Origin of the sequence: Sorangium sp. So ce128 (assembly GCF_051525245.1) — a bacterium.
Lineage (GTDB): Bacteria > Myxococcota_A > Polyangia > Polyangiales > Polyangiaceae > Sorangium > Sorangium cellulosum_B.
Genome location: NZ_CP150313.1, coordinates 8,248,603 through 8,267,178, shown reverse-complemented (window position 1 = coordinate 8,267,178; position 18,576 = coordinate 8,248,603). Strand labels below are relative to the sequence as shown.

Below are 18,576 nucleotides of genomic sequence, written 5' to 3'. Positions count from 1 at the left end.
CTCGCCCGAGCGCCGAAATCAGCATGCAAGTCCGCGACATCTTGACCGCGCACCAGGTATCCGTCGCCAGCGAGCAGGAGGGGGTCGTCCGCTCCAAGACGGACGCGCTCCGCCGGCTCGCCGCCCTGCTCGCGGCAGGACAGCCGGGGGTCAAGGCCGATGACATCGAGCGGGTGCTCGGCGAGCGCGAGCGCCTGCAGTCCACCGGCGTCGGGAGCGGCGTGGCCATCCCCCACGGCGCGATGGAGGGCGTCGATCGGCTGATCGGCGCGGTCCTGATCTGCCCGAAGCCGATCGACTTCGACGCGATCGACGGGGCGCCGGTGGCCATCCTCGTCGCCGTGATCGGGCCGAAGCGCGCCACGGGCGAGCACCTCAAGACGCTGGCGCGCATCTCCCGCCTGCTGCGGGACGAGACGTTCAGGCGGCGGCTGCTCGGCGCCTCGACCGGGCGCGCGGCGTTCGAGCTCATCGCGGCCGAGGAAGGGAGGTCGGTGTCATGAGCGGCCCGCGCAGCGGCGGACACGAAGGGGAAGGGGGCGGCCGGATGCCCCCCTCGACCCGCGGTGGCCGGGCGGACCGCCCCGCCATCGCGGTGCGGAGCCTGATGGCCGACGAGGGGCTCGGCATCGACCTCACGCTCATCGCCGGCGCCGCGGGCCTCGACCGGCCCATCATGAACACCCGCATCCAGAAGTCCGGGCTCGCGCTCGTCGGCCACTTCCACGGCATCGTCCCGACGCGGGTGCAGATCCTCGGGCAGACCGAGCTCTCGTTCCTCCACAAGCTCTCCCGCGAGGACCGGCTCCTGTCGCTGCGCGGCTTCTTCGAGCTCGGCCTGTGCTGCGTCATCCTCACGCAGGGCGACCAGCCGTTCGAGGCGAACGGCTCCGGCATCGGGTTCGTCCCTGTGCCGGAGCTCGCGCAGTGCGCCGAGGAGAGCGGGACGCCGCTCCTCCTCTCGGCGGTGCGGTCGAGCGCCACGATCACCGCGCTGCACGCGCTGCTCGACGATCGCCTGGCGCCGCGCCTGCGGCTGCACGGCGTGCTCGTCGACGTCTTCGGCGTGGGCCTCCTTCTCATGGGGTCGAGCGCGATCGGCAAGAGCGAGTGCGCGCTCGATCTCGTGATGCGCGGCCACCGGCTCGTGGCCGACGACGCCGTGGAGTGCGATTACCGCCCTCCCGGCATGGTCTTCGGGGCCCCGGCGGAGCTCCTCCGGTACCACCTCGAGGTGCGCGGCCTCGGCATCCTCAACGTGAAGGACCTCTTCGGCGTCACCTCGATCCGCGAGCGCAAGCGGATCGACGTCGTGGTGAAGCTTGTCGAGTGGTCGAAGGACACCGAGTACGATCGGCTCGGGCTGGACGAGCGGTACCACACCATCCTCGGCGTGAAGATCCGGGAGCTCGTCATCCCGGTGCGCCCGGGCCGCGACATGGCGTCGATCCTCGAGGTCGCCGCCCGCAACGAGCTCCTGAAGAACGCCGGGTTCCACGCGGCCCGCGAGTTCTTCGGCAATGTCGAGGGCGAGCTGCTCCGCGAGCGCTCGCCGGAGGAGTCGTCGATCCCGCCGCCGGCGAGGCTCGCCGAGGAAGGCGCCTCGCGGATCGCCGCGCCGCCCGGCCCGCCCCGGCCGCAGCCGCCCGGCCGCGGCGTGGACGCGCCGAACCCCCCGAGCAGCGCCTTCCGGCCGCCCGTGGATCGGGGCAGGCCGCCCCCTGATCGCCCGAGCTCCGGGTTCAGCCCCACGGAGTCGTCCGTGAGCCTGCCGCGGCCGAGGAGGCGAGAGTGAGCAACGGAGGCGATCAGCAGCAGCACGGCCTGCACGGGCCCGACGGCGCGCCGGGGCGCGTCGTCGTCGTCACGGGCCTCTCCGGCGCGGGCAAGTCGACGGCGCTCCACGCCCTGGAGGACCTCGGCTTCTTCTGCGTGGACAACCTGCCCACGTCGCTCGTGCAGCCGGCGGTCGAGGCGTGCGAGTCGGGCGGGATCACCCGGATCGGGCTCGGCATCGACGTCCGGGTGGGCTCCTTCCTGGCGGGCGCCACGGCGGCGCTCGACTCGATACGGACCGGACGGGACGTGGTGATCCTCTTCCTCGACGCCTCGGACGAGACGCTGCTCCGGCGCTTCAGCGAGACGCGGCGCCCGCACCCGCTGACGACCGGCGGCAGCGGCGCTATCGCGATGCTCGACGGCGTCCTCCTGGAGCGCGAGCGGCTCGCGTCGCTGCGGGCCAGGGCGACGATCGAGCTCGACACGACCCGGCTGTCGACGCACGACCTGCGCCGCGTCGTCATCGAGCGGCTGCGCCCCGCGAAGGTCGAGGTGCCCCGGATGTCCACCCGGTTCATCTCGTTCGGTTACAAGTACGGCATCCCGCTCGACGCCGATCTGCTCTTCGACGTCCGCTTCCTCGACAACCCGTATTTCGTCCACGGCCTCCGCGAGCTCACGGGGAACGACGAGCCCGTGCGGGAGTACATCCTGAAGAACCCGGATGCCCTCGAGTTCATCTGCAGGACAGAGCAGCTCCTCTCGTTCTGCATGCCGCGCTACGCCAGCGAAGGAAAGAGCTACCTCACCGTCGGCATCGGGTGCACCGGCGGCCGGCACCGCTCCGTCGTGCTCACCAACGCGCTCAGCGACAGCTTGCGGCGGAAGACGGGGCTCCCGATCACGGTCGTGCACCGGGACGTCGCCCGGGCGAGCACGAGTGGTGTACCCTCGGGGGTGGGAGAGGGCATGGCCGGGGCGCCCGGCGTGGATCTCCGGCTGGCGCAGCCGGGAGCGCCCCCGTCGGAGCCTCGCCCGGCGTCGGACACGAGCGTGACGGGGGGCGAGCGGTGACGACCGAGGCGGTAACGAGGCGGTTTACCATCATCAATGTCCGCGGGCTCCACGCGCGCGCCGCGACGAAGCTCGTGCAGCTCGCGGGGCGTTACGACTGCGAGATCTCGCTGACCGGGCCGGACGGGCAGTCGGCCAACGCGAAGAGCGTGATGGGCGTGCTCCTGCTCTGCGGGTCGATGGGCACCCAGATCGAGGTGAGCGCGACGGGCGATCAGGCCGCCGACGCCGTCTCCGCCATCGGCGAGCTGATCGCCGCGCGCTTCGGAGAGCACGAGTGACGCGCGGCCCGAGCGCGCTCTCGTCGGACGCCCCGGACGAGCATCCCGCCCCGGCGGACGCCGTCCGGAGCGGCTCGGCGGCGCCCGGCGCCCGGGTCGACTCGATGCCGCCCGGCGCCCGGACGGAGACGCTGCGGGGCATCGCTGGGTCCCCCGGGGTCGCCATCGGCGCGGCCGTCGTGATGGGCGGCCACCGGACGAACCACCCGCGCCGCCGCGTCGGCTCCAGCGAGATCGCGGCGGAGCTCGAGCGCTTCGAGGCCGCGGTCGAGCGCGCGCAGGACGAGCTGCGCGACATGGCGAAGCGCATCGGCGACCACCGCGCCGAGGCGTCGATCCTCGAGGCCTACCTGCTGATGCTCGGCGACGAGGCCCTCGCCGACGCCGTGAAGCGCCAGGTCACCGAGGAGCGCCGCTGCGCCGAGTGGGCGGTGGTGATCGCGTGCGAGGCGATCGCCGGCCGCTTCGCCGCGCTGGACGACCCGTACCTGCGCGAGCGCAGCCACGACGTCCTGTTCGTCGGCGAGCGCCTCCTGCGCGCGTTCAGCCTCCCGCCCCAGGAGCCGCCGTCCTCGCGCGACACCTCGCCCCTCTCCACGCGCAGCCTGATCGAGCTGCAGAACTCGATCGCCATGCCGGCGACGTTCGGCGCGGCGCTCCCGCGCTTCTCCGGGCCGACGATCCTCATCGCGCACGACCTGTCGCCGGCCGACACCGCGGCGATGGTCGACGAGCCGGTCGTCGGCTTCGTCACCGAGGTCGGCACCCGCACGAGCCACACCTCCATCATGGCGCGCGCGCTGGAGATCCCGGCCGTGGTCGGCGTCAGCGACGTGCTGCAGCGCGTGATCACGGGCGACGTCGTGGTGATCGACGGGCTGCGCGGCACGGTCGTCGTTCGCCCCGGCCCGGCCGAGCTCGCGGACGCGCGCGCCCGCGCCGAGCGCTACGTCGCGCTCGGCAAGGAGCTCTCGGAGTCCAGGCACCGTGCCGCCCAGTCGAAGGACGGCGTCAAGGTGTCGCTCCGGGCGAACGTCGAGCTCCCGGCCGAGGCGATCCTCGCGCGCGACCAGGGCGCCGACGGCATCGGCCTCTACCGGACCGAGTTCCTCTACATCGACCGCACGTCCCCGCCCTCGGAGGATCAGCAGTTCGAGATCTTCCGCGCCGTCGTCGAGGCGCTCCGCCCGAAGCCGGTCACGCTGCGCACGTTCGACATCGGCGGCGACAAGTTCGTCTCCACGTTCCAGGTGCCGCCCGAGATGAACCCGATGCTCGGCCTCCGCGCGGTCCGGCTCGCGCTCTCGCGCCCCGACGTCTTCCTCGAGCACCTCCGCGCCATGGTGCGCGCCTCCGCCTACGGCGACGTGCGGATCATGATCCCCATGGTCGCGGGCCTCGGCGAGCTCCGGCAGGTGCGCGCGCTGCTGCGCCGCGCGCAGGAGCAGGTGCGCGCCCGCGGCCAGGCGTGCGCCGACGAGATCCCGCTCGGCGTGATGATCGAGGTGCCCTCGGCGGCGATCATGGTCGATCATTTCGCGCGCGAGGCCGCGTTCCTGAGCCTCGGGACGAACGATCTGATCCAGTACGCGCTCGCGGTCGACCGGACCAGCCGCTCGCTCGCCTACCTGGCCTCGCCGTTCGACCCGTCGATCCTGCGGCTGATCACGAAGGTGATCCAGGCAGGCCAGGATTTCGGCAGGCCGGTCTCCCTCTGCGGCGCGATGGCGAGCGATCCGCTCGCCGCCCTGCTGCTGCTCGGCCTCGGCCTCCGCGACTTCTCGATGGAGGCGGCGGCGATCCCGGAGATCAAGGAGACGCTCCGGCGCGTGACGGTCGCCGAGGCCGAGGCGGTCGCGGCGGAGGCGCTCGCCTGCGCGACGGCGGAGGAGGTCGAGTGCTGCGTCGCCGCCTCGTTCGCGCCGGACCTCTACGACCTGCTCACGGGAGAGCGCGCCACGCGGTGAGCGGCGCGCTGGGTGCGGTGGGGCCGACGCCTGCGGTGCCGGTCGCGTCCGGGGTGGCGCGCGCGCTGGCCGCCTGCGCGGTGGCGCTCGGCCTGTGCGCGGCGGGCTGCGAGGAGGAGGCGCCGCCGACGCGGCTCGTCGGGCAGGTGCACCTGACGCTGCTCCACACGTCGGACATCCACTCGCGGCTCTTCCCGTACAACCTGCAGCTCGGTCAGGTGGACGCGGGGCTCGGCCTCGGCGCGGCGGCCTCGATCGCGAACGTCGGCGGCGCCGCGCGAATGTCCCATCTCCTCGGGCGCGAGCGCGCCCGGTCGTCGCGCGCGCTTCACCTCGACGGCGGCGACTGCTTCCAGGGGGCGCCGATCTTCAATTTCTACTCGGGAGAGGCGGAGATCCGCGCCCTCGGCGCCATGGGCGTCGACGCCATGATCGTCGCCAACCACGAGTTCGACCGCGGCGCGCTGAACCTCGGTATCCAGCTCCAGCAGAACGCCGGCTTCCCCGTCCTCGCGGCGAACTACCAGCTCGAGGACCCCGCGCAGCCCGGCGCCTCTCCGCTCGGCGCCATCCTGCAGCCGTTCACGGTCTTCGACCTCGAGGGCCTCCAGGTCGGCGTCGTCGGGATGGGCAACCTCTCCAGCCTGACGTCGATCTTCGAGGCGCCGAACCGGCTCGGCGTCACCCCGCTGAACACGACCGAGGTCGCCCAGTTTTACGTCGACCTGCTCCGCCCCACGGTGGACGTCATCGTCTTCGTGACGCACCTCGGCCTCGACGGCGACGAGCGGATGATCGAGACCACGACGGGCATCGACGTCGTGCTCGGCGGGCACAACCACATCGTCCTCCAGCCGCCGAAGCGCGTCCGCGACTGCTCGCGGTACTACGACGAGGAGGAGCAGCGGCACTACATCCTCCTGAACGACGAGCGCTCGCCCGGGGAGGGCGCGAAGCGCCGGCGTTACTGCACGCCGCGCGACGTGCTGCTCGCGCACTCCGGCGCGTTCGCGAAGTTCGTCGGGCGGCTCGACCTCGTGCTGTCCAGGGACGCCTCCGAGCTCGGGGGCGGCTACGACCCGGTGAACGGCTTCGAGGTGCTCTCGGACCGGTACGAGCTCTTCCCGGTGACCGAGGGCGTGCCCGACGATCCGATCGTCGCCTCGGCGCTCGAGCCGTACGCGCAGGGGCTCGACGCGCTCGCGAACCTCGATCTCCTGGTCGGCTACGCGCCGGGCGGCTCCCGCCGCGCCTCGGCGAGCGGCGGCGACTCGCCGCTGGGCAACCTCATCGCCGGGGCGATGTGGCTGCGCCTCGGCATCCAGACCGATTTCGCGCTCACGAACACGACGGGCATCCGCGCCGACCTCGTGCCCGGCCCGGTGACGGTCGAGCAGATGTTCAACGTCTTCCCCTTCGACAACTCGATCTCGAAGATGCAGCTCTCCGGCCTCGAGGTGCAGGAGCTCTTCGACTTCGTGGCGCGTCGATCGAGCGGCCGCGGGTGCGTCTCGCAGGCGCAGATCGCGGGCGCGCGGGTCGTCATCCACTGCGCCGCGCGCTCGGCCGACGGCGCCGCGTCCGGCGTCGCGACCCACGTGTACATCGGCGCGCGCCAGCCGGCGATAGCGTGCCCGAACGGCGACGCCGACTGTCCGGGCGGCGAGGTGGGCAGCTGCGACGTCGAGGCGAGGCGCTGCTGGCAGCCGCTCGATCCGATCGCGACCTACGAGCTGGCGACGTCGAGCTACCTCGCCCAGGGCGGCAGCGGGTTCCGCGTGCTCCAGCGCAACACGACGCAGCTCGACACCCAGGTGCAGCAGCGCGACGCGCTGATCGACGCCATCCGCGCGGGCAGCCCGTGCGGCGCGGACGAGCGCGGCGAGCTCGCGTCGTGCCGTCGGGACGCCGACTGCGCGGGCGCGGGCGAGGGCTTCGTCTGCGCGTGCCCCGAGTCGGTGGTCGAGGGGCGGGCGTGCAAGACCGGCGACGCGCCGTGCTCCCGGGGCGCGTGTGTGCTCGCGCGCTGCCGCGATGACGTCGCCGCCTACCAGCGCGACGTCTGCGCCGAGGCGCCGACCGACTGGGTGCGGGAGCAGTGCGAGAGCGCGCTCGCCCCGTGCAGCGCCGCGGGCGAGCAGTGCAAGCACCTGGCGTGCGTCGACCGGCGGCTCGGCAACTTCTCCGACGGCCGCTTGCGGATGGTGGGCCAGTGACGCCGCGCGCGAGGCGCCGAGCGGCGCTCGCGGCCGCCGCGCTCGCCGGGTGCGGCAGCGACGGCGGGCCGCCCCGGGGCGTCTCGAGCTTCTGGGTCCAGGTCGTGCAGGTGAACGGGGAAGCGCCCCCCTCCGCCGAGGCGCCGCTGCCGGCCAACCGCGGCGACACGGTGGACACCTGGTCGTTCAGGATCGAGGCGCGCGACGCTGCCGGCCGCCGGACGCCCTTCGACGGCATGGTCAGGCTGAGCGTCGATCCCGGGGCGGTGCTCGACGTCGAGGCGGACGACGAGGGCATCGCGGTCGGCCGCAACATCCGCCTGCGGGACGGCGTCGCCGAGGGGATCGCCCACGTGACGGCCGTCTACGGGCCCATCCGGCTGTGGGTCGAGGACCTCGGCTACCGGCCCGCGTCCCGGGGCGACCGCCCCGCGTGCGCCAACGGCGTCAACGACGACGCGCCGGGCGACATGCTCGTCGATTTCCCCGCCGATCCCGGGTGCGCCTTCGCGGACGACGACACCGAGGAGGGCGGCTCCTTCAGCGCCGGCGTCTCGAAGCCGGTCGCCTACGCCTCGCCGCGCATCGCCGACGTGCAGGGCGGCGGCTCGGCGACGCCCTATCCGTCCGAAGCGATGCGGATCGACACCGCGGCTCCCCAGCAGGTCGTCGTCACGCGTGTCTCGAGCGACGGCTTCTACGTCACCGATCTGGCCGGCCAGGGCAGCGGCTTCAACCACCTCTTCGCGTACAATTTCAGCACACCTGCCAACCTGCGTGTCTGCGATCGGCTCGAGTACCTCGCGGGCACCGTCGACGAGTTCTTCGGCTTCACCCAGCTCTCGTTCCCTTCGTACGAGATCGCGCGCGCGCAGGAAGGAGCGGAGTGCCTGGTCCCGGAGCCGACGGTGCTCGACGGGCCGACGATCGCTGGCGCCTTGGCCATGGAGCGCCTCGAGAGCGGGCTCGTGCGCGTCGAGGGGTTCCACATCGGCGAGCGCTTCGGTCCGAGGCCCGCGAGGGACAACGTCTTCGCCGCGGAGCAGTCGAACTGCGATCTGAACGGCGACGGGCAGGTCGATTTCGACAGCCAGGCCGAGCGGAGCTGCGCGAACGCGTGCTCGGACGACCCCGAGTGCAGCGAGTGGACGAGCTACTCCGCGCGCGGCAACTACAAGATCACGGACGGGTCGAGCAGGATCCAGATCCAGACGGGCACGGTGAGCGCCTTCGATCCGACGTCCCACCGGGGCGAGGTGATCGACGCGGTGACTGGCACGCTCCGGAGCTTCTCGGGCGGCTCGCTGAACTGGACGATCGAAGCCCGCTGTCCGGACGACCTCGTCTGCCGGGCGCCCGGCTGCGCGCCCGCCACGAAGCCCTCGAAGGAGGCCTGCGTCCGGACGCGCAGCCTCGACGACGACGACGCGGAGACCAACTAGCCACCTCCTCGCCTTCGCCGCGGCCGCGCCGCGCCCGCCGGTTCACCCAGGCCCAGGAAAGCCACCGCCCGCCATGCACCGAAGCGCGCTCCTCGCCCCTGCTGCCTCCGCGGCCTTGCTGTTCACGCTCGCGCCGCCGGCGCTGGGCCAGCCGCAGCCGCCGCCAGCGCCGGCTGCGCCGAGCCCGGACCAGGCCGTGCCGGCCCCGGCGCCCGACGCGCCAGCCTCGGACCAGGCCGCGCCGGCGCCGGCGGCCGCCGCGCCGCCTCCGATCTCCCAGCCCGCCCCCGCAGCCGTCGTCCCGACCCTCCCGCGGATCGAACCCTACCTCCCGCCAGCGGCCACCGAGCCTCTCGTCCGCGTGGGGGACGCGATGGACACGCGCCTCACGTGGACGCTCGGCGACGACGACCTGCTCCACGACACGGGTCAGGCGCAGCCGCTCTCGCCCAACCTCAGCGTCGGCGATCGAAAGCAATACCGGCTCTTCTTCGACAACCTCAACTCCCGCTTCAGCGGGCGCGAGAACCTGACGCACCTCGCGCTCTACAAGAGGATGCCGGGGTTCATCGAGCGGCTGGACACCGAGGCTTCGCTCGTCCTGCGCATCGATCTCGCCGCGCTGTCCAGGAACAACAACAACGTCAATCAGGCGTTTTACGACGCCGGATCGTTCATTCGCGCCTTCTATCACATAGGCGGCAGGGCAGAGGGGAAGACCGGCGTCGGTGTCACGCTCTGGCCCATCGACACGGACCGGTTTCGTCTCGGCTACCTCTACGACATCTCGTGGGGCGGGACGAACGGCTCCGCCAACCAGTCCATCTTCCCGCGCATCATCGGAACCGCGCCTGGCGCGAAGGTCCAGCTCGATGCCGACCGGTTCAGCGTGTACGCGGGGTTCAAGGTCGCGAGCCTCACCCAGGTCCAGAAGGTGCTCACCCCCGGCACGAGCGAGACCGAGGAGATCCGAATCGCTCAGACCAACTACGGCTTTCTCCTTGGCGGGGGCGCCGATCTCCACCCCTACGTTCACCTCGACCTCGGCGCCGGCTACTTCCAGCAGGGCCGCTTCGACTTGCCCGACGTCGCCGGCGACCCTGTCTACACCTACGGCGCCTCGGCCCGGATCGTCGCGCACGCCAGGAACGAGCCCATCCCCCAGTCGGTCGACTTCCTCCTCTACCGCAACGATCCCAGCAAGCCGCAGATCCTCTTCAAGCCCGAGCCGTACGCGCCGGCCAGGACGACATGGGCCGTGAGCCTCGAGGCGACGAACCTCTTTCAGAACCTCAAGGACTTCGAATCTGCCGGCGCCACCACCCACCAGCCGGCACGCGCCGGCGCCCTCCAGGCGGTCGTCAAGTCCGGGTATGCGCGCGCGAGCGTCACGGGCGTCTACCGCGACCTGCCGTTCGTGCTGCGCAACCAGCCGAGCTTCATCCCCTTCCAGACGATCCCGAAGACCGCCCAGACCTCGACGGCCGACGAGCTGTTCTTCGCGCTCGCGGCCGATTACCACCTCGCGTCCGCGCGGCTCACGCCCGGCCTCGGCGTGGGCCTGCAGTTCCCCGCCGCGTTCAGGACGATGTCCGTCGACGCCATGAGCGTGGTGATCGCGCGCACGTCCGTCGTCCGAGAGCAGGGCAATGTGTCGATCCTCCCCTTCAACACCTCCGCCGCCCCGATCTTCCAGCTCCGCGCGAGCCTCAAGTGGGATATCAGCAAGATCCTCTCCGCGGTGGCGTGGGCTCAATATGTGCGTGACAACAACGGCACCTTCATGGAGCGCGATCCCTCCGAGGGCACCGTGGCCCTGCGCACCTTCGTGAACCCCGACTTCTTCGGCCTCGGCACGAGCTTCCAGGCCCGCTTCTGATCCGGCGACCGCGCCGCGCGCTCACCGCGGCTGGAAGTCCTTGAACGCCGCGACAGCGCGCGGCGACGTGCTCACGGTCTCCACGATGCGGAAGCCGCCGCGCAGGTAGAAGCCCTCGAAGTGAAGCACGCTCTCGCCCTCGGCGGGCTCGATCTCCCAGTAGCGCGAGCGGTCCTTCGACGTGCCGAGCACCGCGATCCGCCGCCACCCCGCCGGGATCATCCCCGTCCACTCGGGGCCGCGCTTCTCCGACAGCTCGAAGTCGTCGCGGCTGTGCTTCACGCGGAAGCTCGCGTCCGGCCCCGAGCCGATGCGCGCGTCGAGCGTGGCCCCGGGCGGTCCCTTCGCCATCTGGTCCTGGCGCCGCGGACCCCGCTTGCTCACGCGGTAGCCCGCCACCGAGTGCGGATCGAGGTAGTAGGTGCCCCCTTCCTTGCTCGCGCGCAGCCGCCCCGCGTAGATCGCCTGGCGCACCGCGCTCTCCGAGATGCCGAGCTGGTGCGCGGCGTCCGGCACCGTCATCGTGAACCGCGTCCGCGGCGTGACGACCGCCGAATCGGGCGGCAGCCGCTTCCGCGCCACGCAGTCGAGCATCACGTGGAAGGCCGGGTCGCGGTACACGTCGGCGGTCGCGACGCTCCGGCCCGCGACGGCGGTCCTGTCCAGCAACGGGTTCTCCGGGCCGAGCACGAGATCGAGCAGCTCCGCATCGGACACCGACGGATCCCTGGCCGCCGCCAGGACCCGGGACAGAAAGGCGCCCAGCTCGCCCGCCGGCGTCGGGAACTCGACCGTCTCGCCGGACAGCAGCGTGTATTGCGTCTTCATCTCGCCTCTTCGCAGCTCGCAGCTCGTCGTGTGCGCTCACCCACACCGCGCGCCGCGCGCGTGCCCGGGCCCACGCGAGCCCGATCCGTCCAGGAGGCGGACGAAGTCCCACGCACGCGCCGGAGGCGCGCGCAGGCGGATCTCACCCCACCGGGGACGCCGCGCCGGCGGAGCCCGCCTCGATGGACGGGCCCGCCCGCACGTCGCCCGCGTCGGGCACGCGTTCAGCGCCGCAGCTACGCATTACTGTAAGCCCGTTCAGGTTGTCCCGTCTAGTGCCTTCGCACGACGCTAGGACAAATGCCGTCCGCTTCCAGTACGGCCGTGCGTTCGCAACCGTCCGAAATCAAAAGTTAATTCTGTATGATCAGAACGTGGCGCGACCACGGAAAAATCGTCGAAGGTCGCGGACGACGCGTGGATCGCGGCGCCACGCCTGCCTCGCGCTGTCGCCGCGCCCGGGTTGCCGGAGGGATTTGTTCAGTGGGTAGACCCCACCTTTTGTTCAGGTATCGGGCCGCTGTCGCGTCTCGGCGAGGGCCTCGATCGTGTCGCGATCGTGGTCCCGGATGCAGTCGACGCCGTTGCGCTCGAACTGGATGGCGGCGGCCAGCGCGGTCCGGCTTCGCTCGCGGTCCATGGCCCACGCGGCGTGTCGCACGAGCAGGGCGAGCTGCAGCGCCCGGCCCAGGGTGATCGCGACCCGGCGGGCGCCTGCCTCGAGGCCGGGGCGGTCGGCGGCGGCCATCTCCTTGATCCACGCGCGGGCGTGGGACACCGCGCGCGACGCGGACGTCTCGGCCTCGGCGAGCTTGGGCTCGACGACGCCGGTCAGGAGGCGCGCCACCTCGGCCGCGAGGATGTCGAGCGAGCCGTCCTTCAGGATCACCCGCAGCGCGTCGAGGGCGAGCACGTTCGTCGTGCCCTCCCAGATCGTGAGGACCTGCGCGTCCCGGAGCAGGCGCGGCAGCCCCGTGTCCTCGACGTAGCCGGCCCCGCCGAACGCCTCGAGCACCTCGCTCAGCACCGACACCGCCTGCTTGGCGGTCGTGAGCTTCGCGAGCGGGATGATCAGCCGCAGCAGCTTCGCCTCCGAGTCGGTGAGCGAGCCCGTCTCCTCGCGCCCGAGCAGCTCGATCGCGCGGAAGGTCAGGTGGAAGGCGCCCTCGAACTCGGCCTGGAGCTCGGCGAGCGTGTCCATGTGCAGCGGCTTCTCCGCCAGCGTCGTGCCGAACTGGACTCGGCTCTGGGCGTACGAGCGCGCCAGCGCGAGCCCCCGGCGCATCCCGGCGATGGCGCCGATCGCGTTCCAGGTGCGCGTCACGTTGAGCATCGGCGCGATCGCCCGGACGCCGTTCGACAGGCCCGCCACCGGCGTGGCGAGGACGCCGTCGAGCGTGAGCTCGGCGGTCGGCACCTTGCGGGTGCCGAGCTTGTCCTTCAGCCGGTTGATCAGCACGCCCTCGCGGCGCCCCGACTCGCCGGCGAGCTCCACGTAGAAGAGCGCCAGCCCGCGGCTGCCCTCCGGGTTGCCCTCGGGGCGCGCGAGCGTGAGCGCCATCTCCGACGTGGTCGACGAGGCGAACCACTTCGTCCCGTGGAGCCGGTAGGCCCCGTCGGGGTCGAGGCGCGCCGCCGTCTCGCTCCGCCCCACGTCCGAGCCGCCGGTGCGCTCGGTCATCCACTGGCCCGAGGTCCACGCGGCGGCGGGGTCGCGGCTTGTGAGCCGGGGCACCGCGCGGTCGATGAGCGCGCGGTTGTCGCTCGCGAGGAGCGTCCGCGCGGCGCCGTCGGTCATCGCGAGCGGGCACGTGTACACGTCGCTCGACGCGTCGAAGAGGTACGCCAGCGCGAACTGATGGACGCGCGAGAACGCGCCGTGCGCCCGCTCGTAGGCCGTCGCGACGACCCCCCGCTCGCACGCGATGCGGGCCGCCTCCTTCCAGAGCTGGGTCACCTCGACGTGGTCGATGCGCCTTCCCCAGGCGTCCCACGACGTGAGCTTCGGCTCGTTCGCGCGATCGGCGAGCTGCAGCTCGTACAGGCGGCCGCCGGCGAGCTCGCCCATCTCCCGCAGCGAAGGCGTTATCGATGCGGCCACCTCGCGCGGCAGGGCCCGCGCGAGATAGGACCGCAGCACGCGGTCGTCGTCGTACTGGTTCCCGAGTGTGGGGGGGTCCTGATAGAAAGCCACCGGCCGACTCCTAGGTTGGTGCGCCGCAACCCGAACCGTGCGACGCCCGCGCGCCGATCACGTTCCGCGCGCCCCTCCGTGCACGCGCGGCGACTCGCAGCCTCGATAGAGCTCGAAGCTACTGAACCCGTCCCACCCGGTTCAACAGGAAGCCGGAGGCTGCGTCGCGCCGACGCGGCGAACGGTGAACCTCTGCTGGTAATTTCCCCGCGACGCCCGGTTTTTGTGGGCTGTTCGGGTGCTGTGTCGCACGGAAAGAAGCGGAAGTCGCTGAATGTGCGGTTCTTGACTTCTCCGATGCACCAATGCATATGGCTGGCGGTGAAGCTCTCGAACAAGGGTCGCTACGGTGTGCGCGCATTGTTCGATATCGCATTCCACAACGACGGGCGGCCGACCCAGATCCGCGAGATCTCCGAGCGGGAGCTCATCCCCGCGCGTTTCCTGGAGCAGATCTTCCAGGACCTGAAGAAGGCCGGGCTCATCAGCTCGAAGCGGGGGCCGCGCGGCGGCTACCACCTCGCGCGGCCCGCGAGCGAGATCAGCCTGGGCGACGTGGTCCGCGCCCTGGAGGGGCCGGTCGCCGTGATCGCTCCGGATGACGACGGCAGGCCGGAGGGCTCGCCGCTCGACCCGCCCACGGCCGTGTTCCAGGATCTGGCGCTCGCCATCGAGCGCTGCTTCGACTCGGTGTCGATCGCCGACGTCTGCGAGCGCGGCGTCGAGCTCGGCGTGCACCGCAAGGGGCGGCCAGAGCGCTCGACCTACGTGATCTGAGCCGACACCATGAGCAGCCCCGAACGATCCGCACAGTCCACCGGCGCCCCCCGCACTCCCGCGGAACCCGCGAAGGGCGCAGCGCAGCTCCCGCCGCTCCCGTCGCACCCGCGCGTCGTCGACAGCCTCCTCGACCTCGTGGGCGACACGCCGCTCTTCGAGATCCGCCGCGTCGACGCGGCGACGCCCCGGGGGCGCGTCTTCGGGAAGGCCGAGCAGCAGAACCCGGGCGGCTCGCTGAAGGACCGGATCTGCCTGGCGATGATCGAGGGCGCCGAGGCGCGCGGGCTGCTCGGCGCGGGCGGCGTCGTCATCGAGCCCACGTCGGGGAACACCGGGATCGGGCTCGCGATCGTGTGCGCGGCGAAGGGGTACCGCTGCATCCTGACGATGCCGGCGAGCATGAGCCTGGAGCGGCGCCAGCTGCTCGAGGCCTACGGCGCGGAGGTCGTCCTGACCGAGCCCGAGCTGCAGATGGAGGGGGCCATCGCGCGGGCGCGCGAGCTCGCGGCGGACATCCCGGGGGCGCTCATCCTCAGCCAGTTCGACAACCCCGACAACCCGCGCGTCCACGCGGAGACGACCGCGCGGGAGATCCTGCACGCGATGGCCGGCCTCGACGCGCCGGGGCGGCCCGGTCCCCGGCAGTCGCTGACGATCGACGCGTTCGTCGCCGGCGTGGGGACGGGCGGGTCGGTGAGCGGCGTCGGGCGGGTGCTCAAGCGGATGCGCGCGGCGACGCGCGTCATCGCGGTCGAGCCCGAGTCGTGCGCGACGATCTCGCGCGGCGAGCGCGGGCCCACCAAGATCCAGGGGCTCGCCGCCGGGTTCGTCCCCGCGAACTACGATCCGGGCGTGGTGGACGAGGTGCGGACGATCAGCGATCGCGCCGCGTACGACACGAAGGTGGCGCTGGCCCGGCAGGAGGGGCTGCTCGTCGGCATCAGCGCCGGCGCGGCGGTACGCGTCGCGCTCGACGTCGCCCGCGAGCTCGGCCCCGACGCCAACGTGGTGACCGTCCTCTGCGACACCGGCGAGCGCTACTTCAGCCTGGACGAGTATTTCCGATGAGCGGCGGCGAGGCGATCCGCGGGTGCGTCCTCCTCGTCGGGGCGGGGGGGATCGCCGCGCCCGCCGCGCTCGCGCTCGCCGCCGCCGGGGTGCGGGAGCTCCGGGTCGCGGACGACGACGAGGTCGAGCTGACGAACCTGCATCGTCAGATCCTGTTCGACGACGACGACGTCGGGCGGCCGAAGCTCGATGCGTTCGCGGAGGCGCTGCGCCGCCGCTTCCCCGGGCTCCGCGTCGATCGCCGTTACGGCCGCTTCACGCCGAGCGCGGCGGCGGGGCTGATGCCGGGCGTCTCCGTGGTTGTCGACGCGACCGACAACTTCGCGTCGCGGTTCCTGATCGCCGACGTGTGCCGCCTCACGAGGACGCCGGTGGTCCATGCCGCCGCGATCCGCTGGCGCGCGACGGTGATGGCGGTCGCGGGGGAGGGGGCGCCCTGCTACCGCTGCCTGTTCGAGGACCTGCCGACCGGGGACGCGCCGGATTGCGCCACGGCCGGGGTGGCTGGCCCGGTGTGCGGCGTGGCCGGCGCGATCGCGGCGGATCGCGCGCTGGCGATCCTCGCGGGCGACGCGTCGATCTTCGGCCGGATCGCGACGTACGACGGCCGCACGGACACGCTGCGCAGCGTCCCTGTCTCCGCGCGGCCCGCCTGCGACCTGTGCGGAGCGCGCGCCGCGATCGCGACGATCGACGCGTCCCGCTACGTCGTCGCGTGCGCGGCCGAGAGCGGATCCCCGACCCACGTTGAAGGGGACCGCGAGAGCGGATCCCCGACCCACGCTGAAGCTGAAAACGACCGCGAGAGCGGATCCCCGACCCACGCTGAAGCTGAAAACGACCGCGAGAGCGGATCCTCGACCCACCTCAAGACTGGAGAGCAAGACCATGGCTGACACCGCGACCGTCCGCATCCCGACCCCGCTCCGCACGCTCACCGGCGGGCAGGACGAGGTCAAAGCCGCCGGCGGCACCGTCGGCGAGCTGATCGAGAACCTCGAGAAGAGCTACCCCGGCATCCGCGACCGACTCCTCGACGAGAAGGGCGTGCGGCGCTTCGTGAACATCTTCGTGGGCGACGAGGACATCCGCTTCCTCGACGGGCTGAAGACGCCCGTGAAGGGCGGTGACCAGGTGGCGATCGTGCCCGCGATCGCCGGGGGCTGAGGTGGACGACCCGCGCTATCTCCGCCAGGTGTTGCTCGCGGAGATCGGTCCAGAGGGACAGGCGAGGCTCGGGGCGGCGACGGCGCGCGTGCTCGGCGGCGGCAGCGACGCGCCGCCGCTCGCGCACGAGGTGGCGGAGCGCTACGCGCGCGGCGCCGGCTTCGGCGCGCTCGCGGACGGCGCGATCGACCTCGCCGCGCTCGCGCCCGCGGACCTCGTCGCCTCGCCCGCCGCGCGCGCCGTGCTCGCCGGCGCGCGCGCGGCGCTCGCCGAGATGCGCGCCGCGCTGGCTCTGGACAGCGCCGCGGGGAGCGCGGGGCAGGGGAGCGCGGGGGAGGTCGACCCGTCATGAGGCACTCGCTCGCCCGCTCCCGCCGCCTGGGATCGGTCGTCGACGCGGTGGGCGACACGCCGCTCTTGCGCCTCTCGCGCGTCGGCCGCGACACGCCGTCGGTCGAGGTCTACGCCAAGCTCGAGTTCGCGAACCCCGGCGGCTCGGTGAAGGATCGCGCCGCGCTGCGGATGATGACCCGCGCCGCCGCGGACGGCCGCCTCACCAGCCAGAAGACGCTCATCGACTCGACGAGCGGCAACACCGGGGTCGCCTACTCGCTCTTCGGCGCGGCGATGGGCTTCAAGGTGGCGCTCGTCATGCCGTCGAACGTGTCGAAGGCGCGCAAGGACATCGCGCGCGCGTTCGGCACGGAGCTCATCTTCAGCGACCCGATGGAGGGCTCCGACGGCGCGATCCGCCTCGTGCGCTCGCTGGTCGAGAAGGATCCGGAGCGGTACTTCTACCCGGATCAGTACTCGAACGAGGACAACCCGCTCGCCCACTACCACGGCACGGCGCGCGAGATCCTGGAGGCGGTCGGCGACAGGATCACGCACTTCGTGGCCGGCATCGGCACGAGCGGCACCATCGTCGGGACGAGCCGGCGGCTGCGCGAGCACCACCGCCCGATCCGCTGCATCGCCGTGGAGCCCACGGAGGCGCTCCACGGGCTGGAGGGGCTCAAGCACCTGCCGAGCTCGCTCGTGCCCGCCATCCACGACGAGGGCGCGTACCACGAGACGATGCGCATCGCGACGGAGGACGGCTGGGACATGTCCGATCGCCTCGCGCGCGAGGAGGCGCTGCACGTGGGGCACTCGGGCGGCGCGGCCGTCTTCGCGGCCTTCGAGGTGGCGAAGCGCCTGCACCGCGAACAGCAAGGAGGGTGCGTCGTGGCGATTGTCCCGGACCGGGGCGACCGCTATTTTGCGCCCATGAAATGGGAGAAGCGTTACGTATGGTGATGTCTCCACAGCCGTGGACCGCCGGTGGGGTCGTCCTCAAGGCGAGCGTGCTCAAGGCGGTCGAGGACGAGGCGCTCGCGGGCTACGCGCGCGACGAGGAGGCCTGCGGGTACCTGAAGGGGCCCGCGACCGAGCCGCTGCTCTGCGACGAGCACGTTCGGATGGACAACATCGCGAACAAGCTTCACGCCATCGATCCGGAGCGGTACTTCCGGACGGCGCGGACGTTCTTCGATTTCAACGGCAAGCGCTTCTCCGACGCTGTCGAGAAGGGCGCCTCGGCGGGGCGCCCGGTGAAGGTGCTCTATCACTCCCACCTCGACGCCGGCGCTTACTTCAGCCCGACGGACGCCGCCATGATGAGCGGCGGCGAGCCGCCGGCCGAGGAAGGGGGCCAGATCGTGCTGGGGCCCGGGCCGGCGTTCCCGCTCGCGTTCCTCGTCACCAGCGTGCGCGGCGGCTCCGGCGAAGGGCGCCCGGAGGAGGCGCCCCGCATCGCCGAGCACCGCCTCTTCGTGTGGGACGGCGCCGCGTTCGTCGCGTCGACGTTCTCCGTCGTCGATTGAGCTCATCGCGCCGGGGCGCGCGTCGACGCGCTCTCG

Annotated in this window: 17 protein-coding genes; 15 read left to right on the top strand and 2 right to left on the bottom strand. The window is 72.2% G+C overall.

Going from position 1 to position 18,576, the window contains the following annotated elements:
* Nucleotides 1-23 precede the first annotated feature (23 nt).
* The 8 genes from WME82_RS31385 (at nt 24) to WME82_RS31350 (ending at nt 10,638) form a co-directional block, all read left to right on the top strand.
* Nucleotides 24-503 carry a PTS sugar transporter subunit IIA gene (locus tag WME82_RS31385; protein ID WP_437740165.1) on the top strand — a complete coding sequence of 160 codons (480 nt, stop codon included), beginning with the start codon at nt 24-26 and terminating at the stop codon, nt 501-503.
* Complete coding sequence (gene hprK / locus WME82_RS31380) at nt 500-1,795, top strand: HPr(Ser) kinase/phosphatase (RefSeq protein WP_438038318.1); 1,296 nt, start codon at nt 500-502, stop codon at nt 1,793-1,795. Before WME82_RS31385 ends, hprK begins: the two co-directional genes overlap by 4 nt.
* Nucleotides 1,792-2,853, top strand: coding sequence for an RNase adapter RapZ (rapZ, locus tag WME82_RS31375; protein WP_437740163.1), 1,062 nt, complete (start codon nt 1,792-1,794; stop codon nt 2,851-2,853). Before hprK ends, rapZ begins: the two co-directional genes overlap by 4 nt.
* Nucleotides 2,850-3,134: an HPr family phosphocarrier protein gene (locus WME82_RS31370; protein WP_272094687.1), complete on the top strand. Its 285-nt coding sequence runs from the start codon at nt 2,850-2,852 to the stop codon at nt 3,132-3,134. The genes rapZ and WME82_RS31370 overlap by 4 nt, the downstream gene beginning before the upstream one ends.
* Nucleotides 3,131-5,101, top strand: coding sequence for a phosphoenolpyruvate--protein phosphotransferase (ptsP, locus tag WME82_RS31365; RefSeq protein WP_438038317.1), 1,971 nt, complete (start codon nt 3,131-3,133; stop codon nt 5,099-5,101). The genes WME82_RS31370 and ptsP overlap by 4 nt, the downstream gene beginning before the upstream one ends.
* Nucleotides 5,098-7,317, top strand: coding sequence for a bifunctional metallophosphatase/5'-nucleotidase (locus WME82_RS31360; RefSeq protein ID WP_438038316.1), 2,220 nt, complete (start codon nt 5,098-5,100; stop codon nt 7,315-7,317). Before ptsP ends, WME82_RS31360 begins: the two co-directional genes overlap by 4 nt.
* Nucleotides 7,314-8,759, top strand: a complete 1,446-nt coding sequence (locus WME82_RS31355; RefSeq protein WP_437912015.1) for a hypothetical protein — start codon at nt 7,314-7,316, stop codon at nt 8,757-8,759. The genes WME82_RS31360 and WME82_RS31355 overlap by 4 nt, the downstream gene beginning before the upstream one ends.
* A gap of 73 nt (nt 8,760-8,832) precedes the next feature.
* Nucleotides 8,833-10,638, top strand: a complete 1,806-nt coding sequence (locus WME82_RS31350; protein ID WP_438038315.1) for a hypothetical protein — start codon at nt 8,833-8,835, stop codon at nt 10,636-10,638.
* 21 nt (nt 10,639-10,659) lie between these two features.
* Here WME82_RS31350 and WME82_RS31345 read toward each other — a convergent pair whose 3' ends face one another.
* Together WME82_RS31345 and WME82_RS31340 are read right to left on the bottom strand one after the other, a co-directional pair.
* Nucleotides 10,660-11,466 carry a helix-turn-helix domain-containing protein gene (locus WME82_RS31345; protein WP_437740158.1) on the bottom strand — a complete coding sequence of 269 codons (807 nt, stop codon included), beginning with the start codon at nt 11,464-11,466 and terminating at the stop codon, nt 10,660-10,662.
* 505 nt (nt 11,467-11,971) lie between these two features.
* Nucleotides 11,972-13,660, bottom strand: a complete 1,689-nt coding sequence (locus WME82_RS31340; protein WP_438038314.1) for an acyl-CoA dehydrogenase family protein — start codon at nt 13,658-13,660, stop codon at nt 11,972-11,974.
* Nucleotides 13,661-13,957: 297 nt separating this feature from the next.
* Here WME82_RS31340 and WME82_RS31335 point away from each other — a divergent pair, with 297 nt between their 5' ends.
* The 7 genes from WME82_RS31335 to WME82_RS31305 are packed head-to-tail and all read left to right on the top strand — an operon-like array spanning nt 13,958 to nt 18,540.
* Complete coding sequence (locus tag WME82_RS31335) at nt 13,958-14,437, top strand: RrF2 family transcriptional regulator (protein WP_437740156.1); 480 nt, start codon at nt 13,958-13,960, stop codon at nt 14,435-14,437.
* A gap of 9 nt (nt 14,438-14,446) precedes the next feature.
* Nucleotides 14,447-15,508, top strand: coding sequence for a cysteine synthase A (cysK, locus tag WME82_RS31330; RefSeq protein ID WP_438038313.1), 1,062 nt, complete (start codon nt 14,447-14,449; stop codon nt 15,506-15,508).
* A complete protein-coding gene (locus tag WME82_RS31325) occupies nt 15,505-16,404 on the top strand; it encodes a HesA/MoeB/ThiF family protein (protein ID WP_438038312.1) in 900 nt (299 codons plus the stop codon). Before cysK ends, WME82_RS31325 begins: the two co-directional genes overlap by 4 nt.
* Nucleotides 16,397-16,675 (top strand): MoaD/ThiS family protein, encoded by a 279-nt coding sequence (locus WME82_RS31320; RefSeq protein WP_012238383.1) that lies wholly within the window; start codon nt 16,397-16,399, stop codon nt 16,673-16,675. The genes WME82_RS31325 and WME82_RS31320 overlap by 8 nt, the downstream gene beginning before the upstream one ends.
* A 1-nt stretch (nt 16,676) precedes the next feature.
* Nucleotides 16,677-17,027: a hypothetical protein gene (locus WME82_RS31315; RefSeq protein ID WP_438038311.1), complete on the top strand. Its 351-nt coding sequence runs from the start codon at nt 16,677-16,679 to the stop codon at nt 17,025-17,027.
* Nucleotides 17,024-17,974 carry a PLP-dependent cysteine synthase family protein gene (locus tag WME82_RS31310; protein WP_438038310.1) on the top strand — a complete coding sequence of 317 codons (951 nt, stop codon included), beginning with the start codon at nt 17,024-17,026 and terminating at the stop codon, nt 17,972-17,974. The genes WME82_RS31315 and WME82_RS31310 overlap by 4 nt, the downstream gene beginning before the upstream one ends.
* Nucleotides 17,968-18,540 carry a Mov34/MPN/PAD-1 family protein gene (locus WME82_RS31305; RefSeq protein WP_438038309.1) on the top strand — a complete coding sequence of 191 codons (573 nt, stop codon included), beginning with the start codon at nt 17,968-17,970 and terminating at the stop codon, nt 18,538-18,540. The genes WME82_RS31310 and WME82_RS31305 overlap by 7 nt, the downstream gene beginning before the upstream one ends.
* The last annotated feature ends 36 nt before the right edge of the window (nt 18,541-18,576 follow it).

Excerpts from the sequence above, each read along its gene's own strand:
- WME82_RS31350 (WP_438038315.1), top strand. The coding sequence starts at position 8,833 with ATGCACCGAAGCGCGCTCCTCGCCCCTGCTGCCTCCGCGGCCTTGCTG.
- WME82_RS31325 (WP_438038312.1), top strand. The coding sequence starts at position 15,505 with ATGAGCGGCGGCGAGGCGATCCGCGGGTGCGTCCTCCTCGTCGGGGCG.
- WME82_RS31310 (WP_438038310.1), top strand. The coding sequence starts at position 17,024 with ATGAGGCACTCGCTCGCCCGCTCCCGCCGCCTGGGATCGGTCGTCGAC.
- hprK (WP_438038318.1), top strand. The coding sequence starts at position 500 with ATGAGCGGCCCGCGCAGCGGCGGACACGAAGGGGAAGGGGGCGGCCGG.
- WME82_RS31305 (WP_438038309.1), top strand. The coding sequence starts at position 17,968 with ATGGTGATGTCTCCACAGCCGTGGACCGCCGGTGGGGTCGTCCTCAAG.
- cysK (WP_438038313.1), top strand. The coding sequence starts at position 14,447 with ATGAGCAGCCCCGAACGATCCGCACAGTCCACCGGCGCCCCCCGCACT.
- WME82_RS31335 (WP_437740156.1), top strand. The coding sequence starts at position 13,958 with ATGCACCAATGCATATGGCTGGCGGTGAAGCTCTCGAACAAGGGTCGC.
- WME82_RS31320 (WP_012238383.1), top strand. The coding sequence starts at position 16,397 with ATGGCTGACACCGCGACCGTCCGCATCCCGACCCCGCTCCGCACGCTC.
- WME82_RS31345 (WP_437740158.1), bottom strand. The coding sequence starts at position 11,466 with ATGAAGACGCAATACACGCTGCTGTCCGGCGAGACGGTCGAGTTCCCG.
- WME82_RS31385 (WP_437740165.1), top strand. The coding sequence starts at position 24 with ATGCAAGTCCGCGACATCTTGACCGCGCACCAGGTATCCGTCGCCAGC.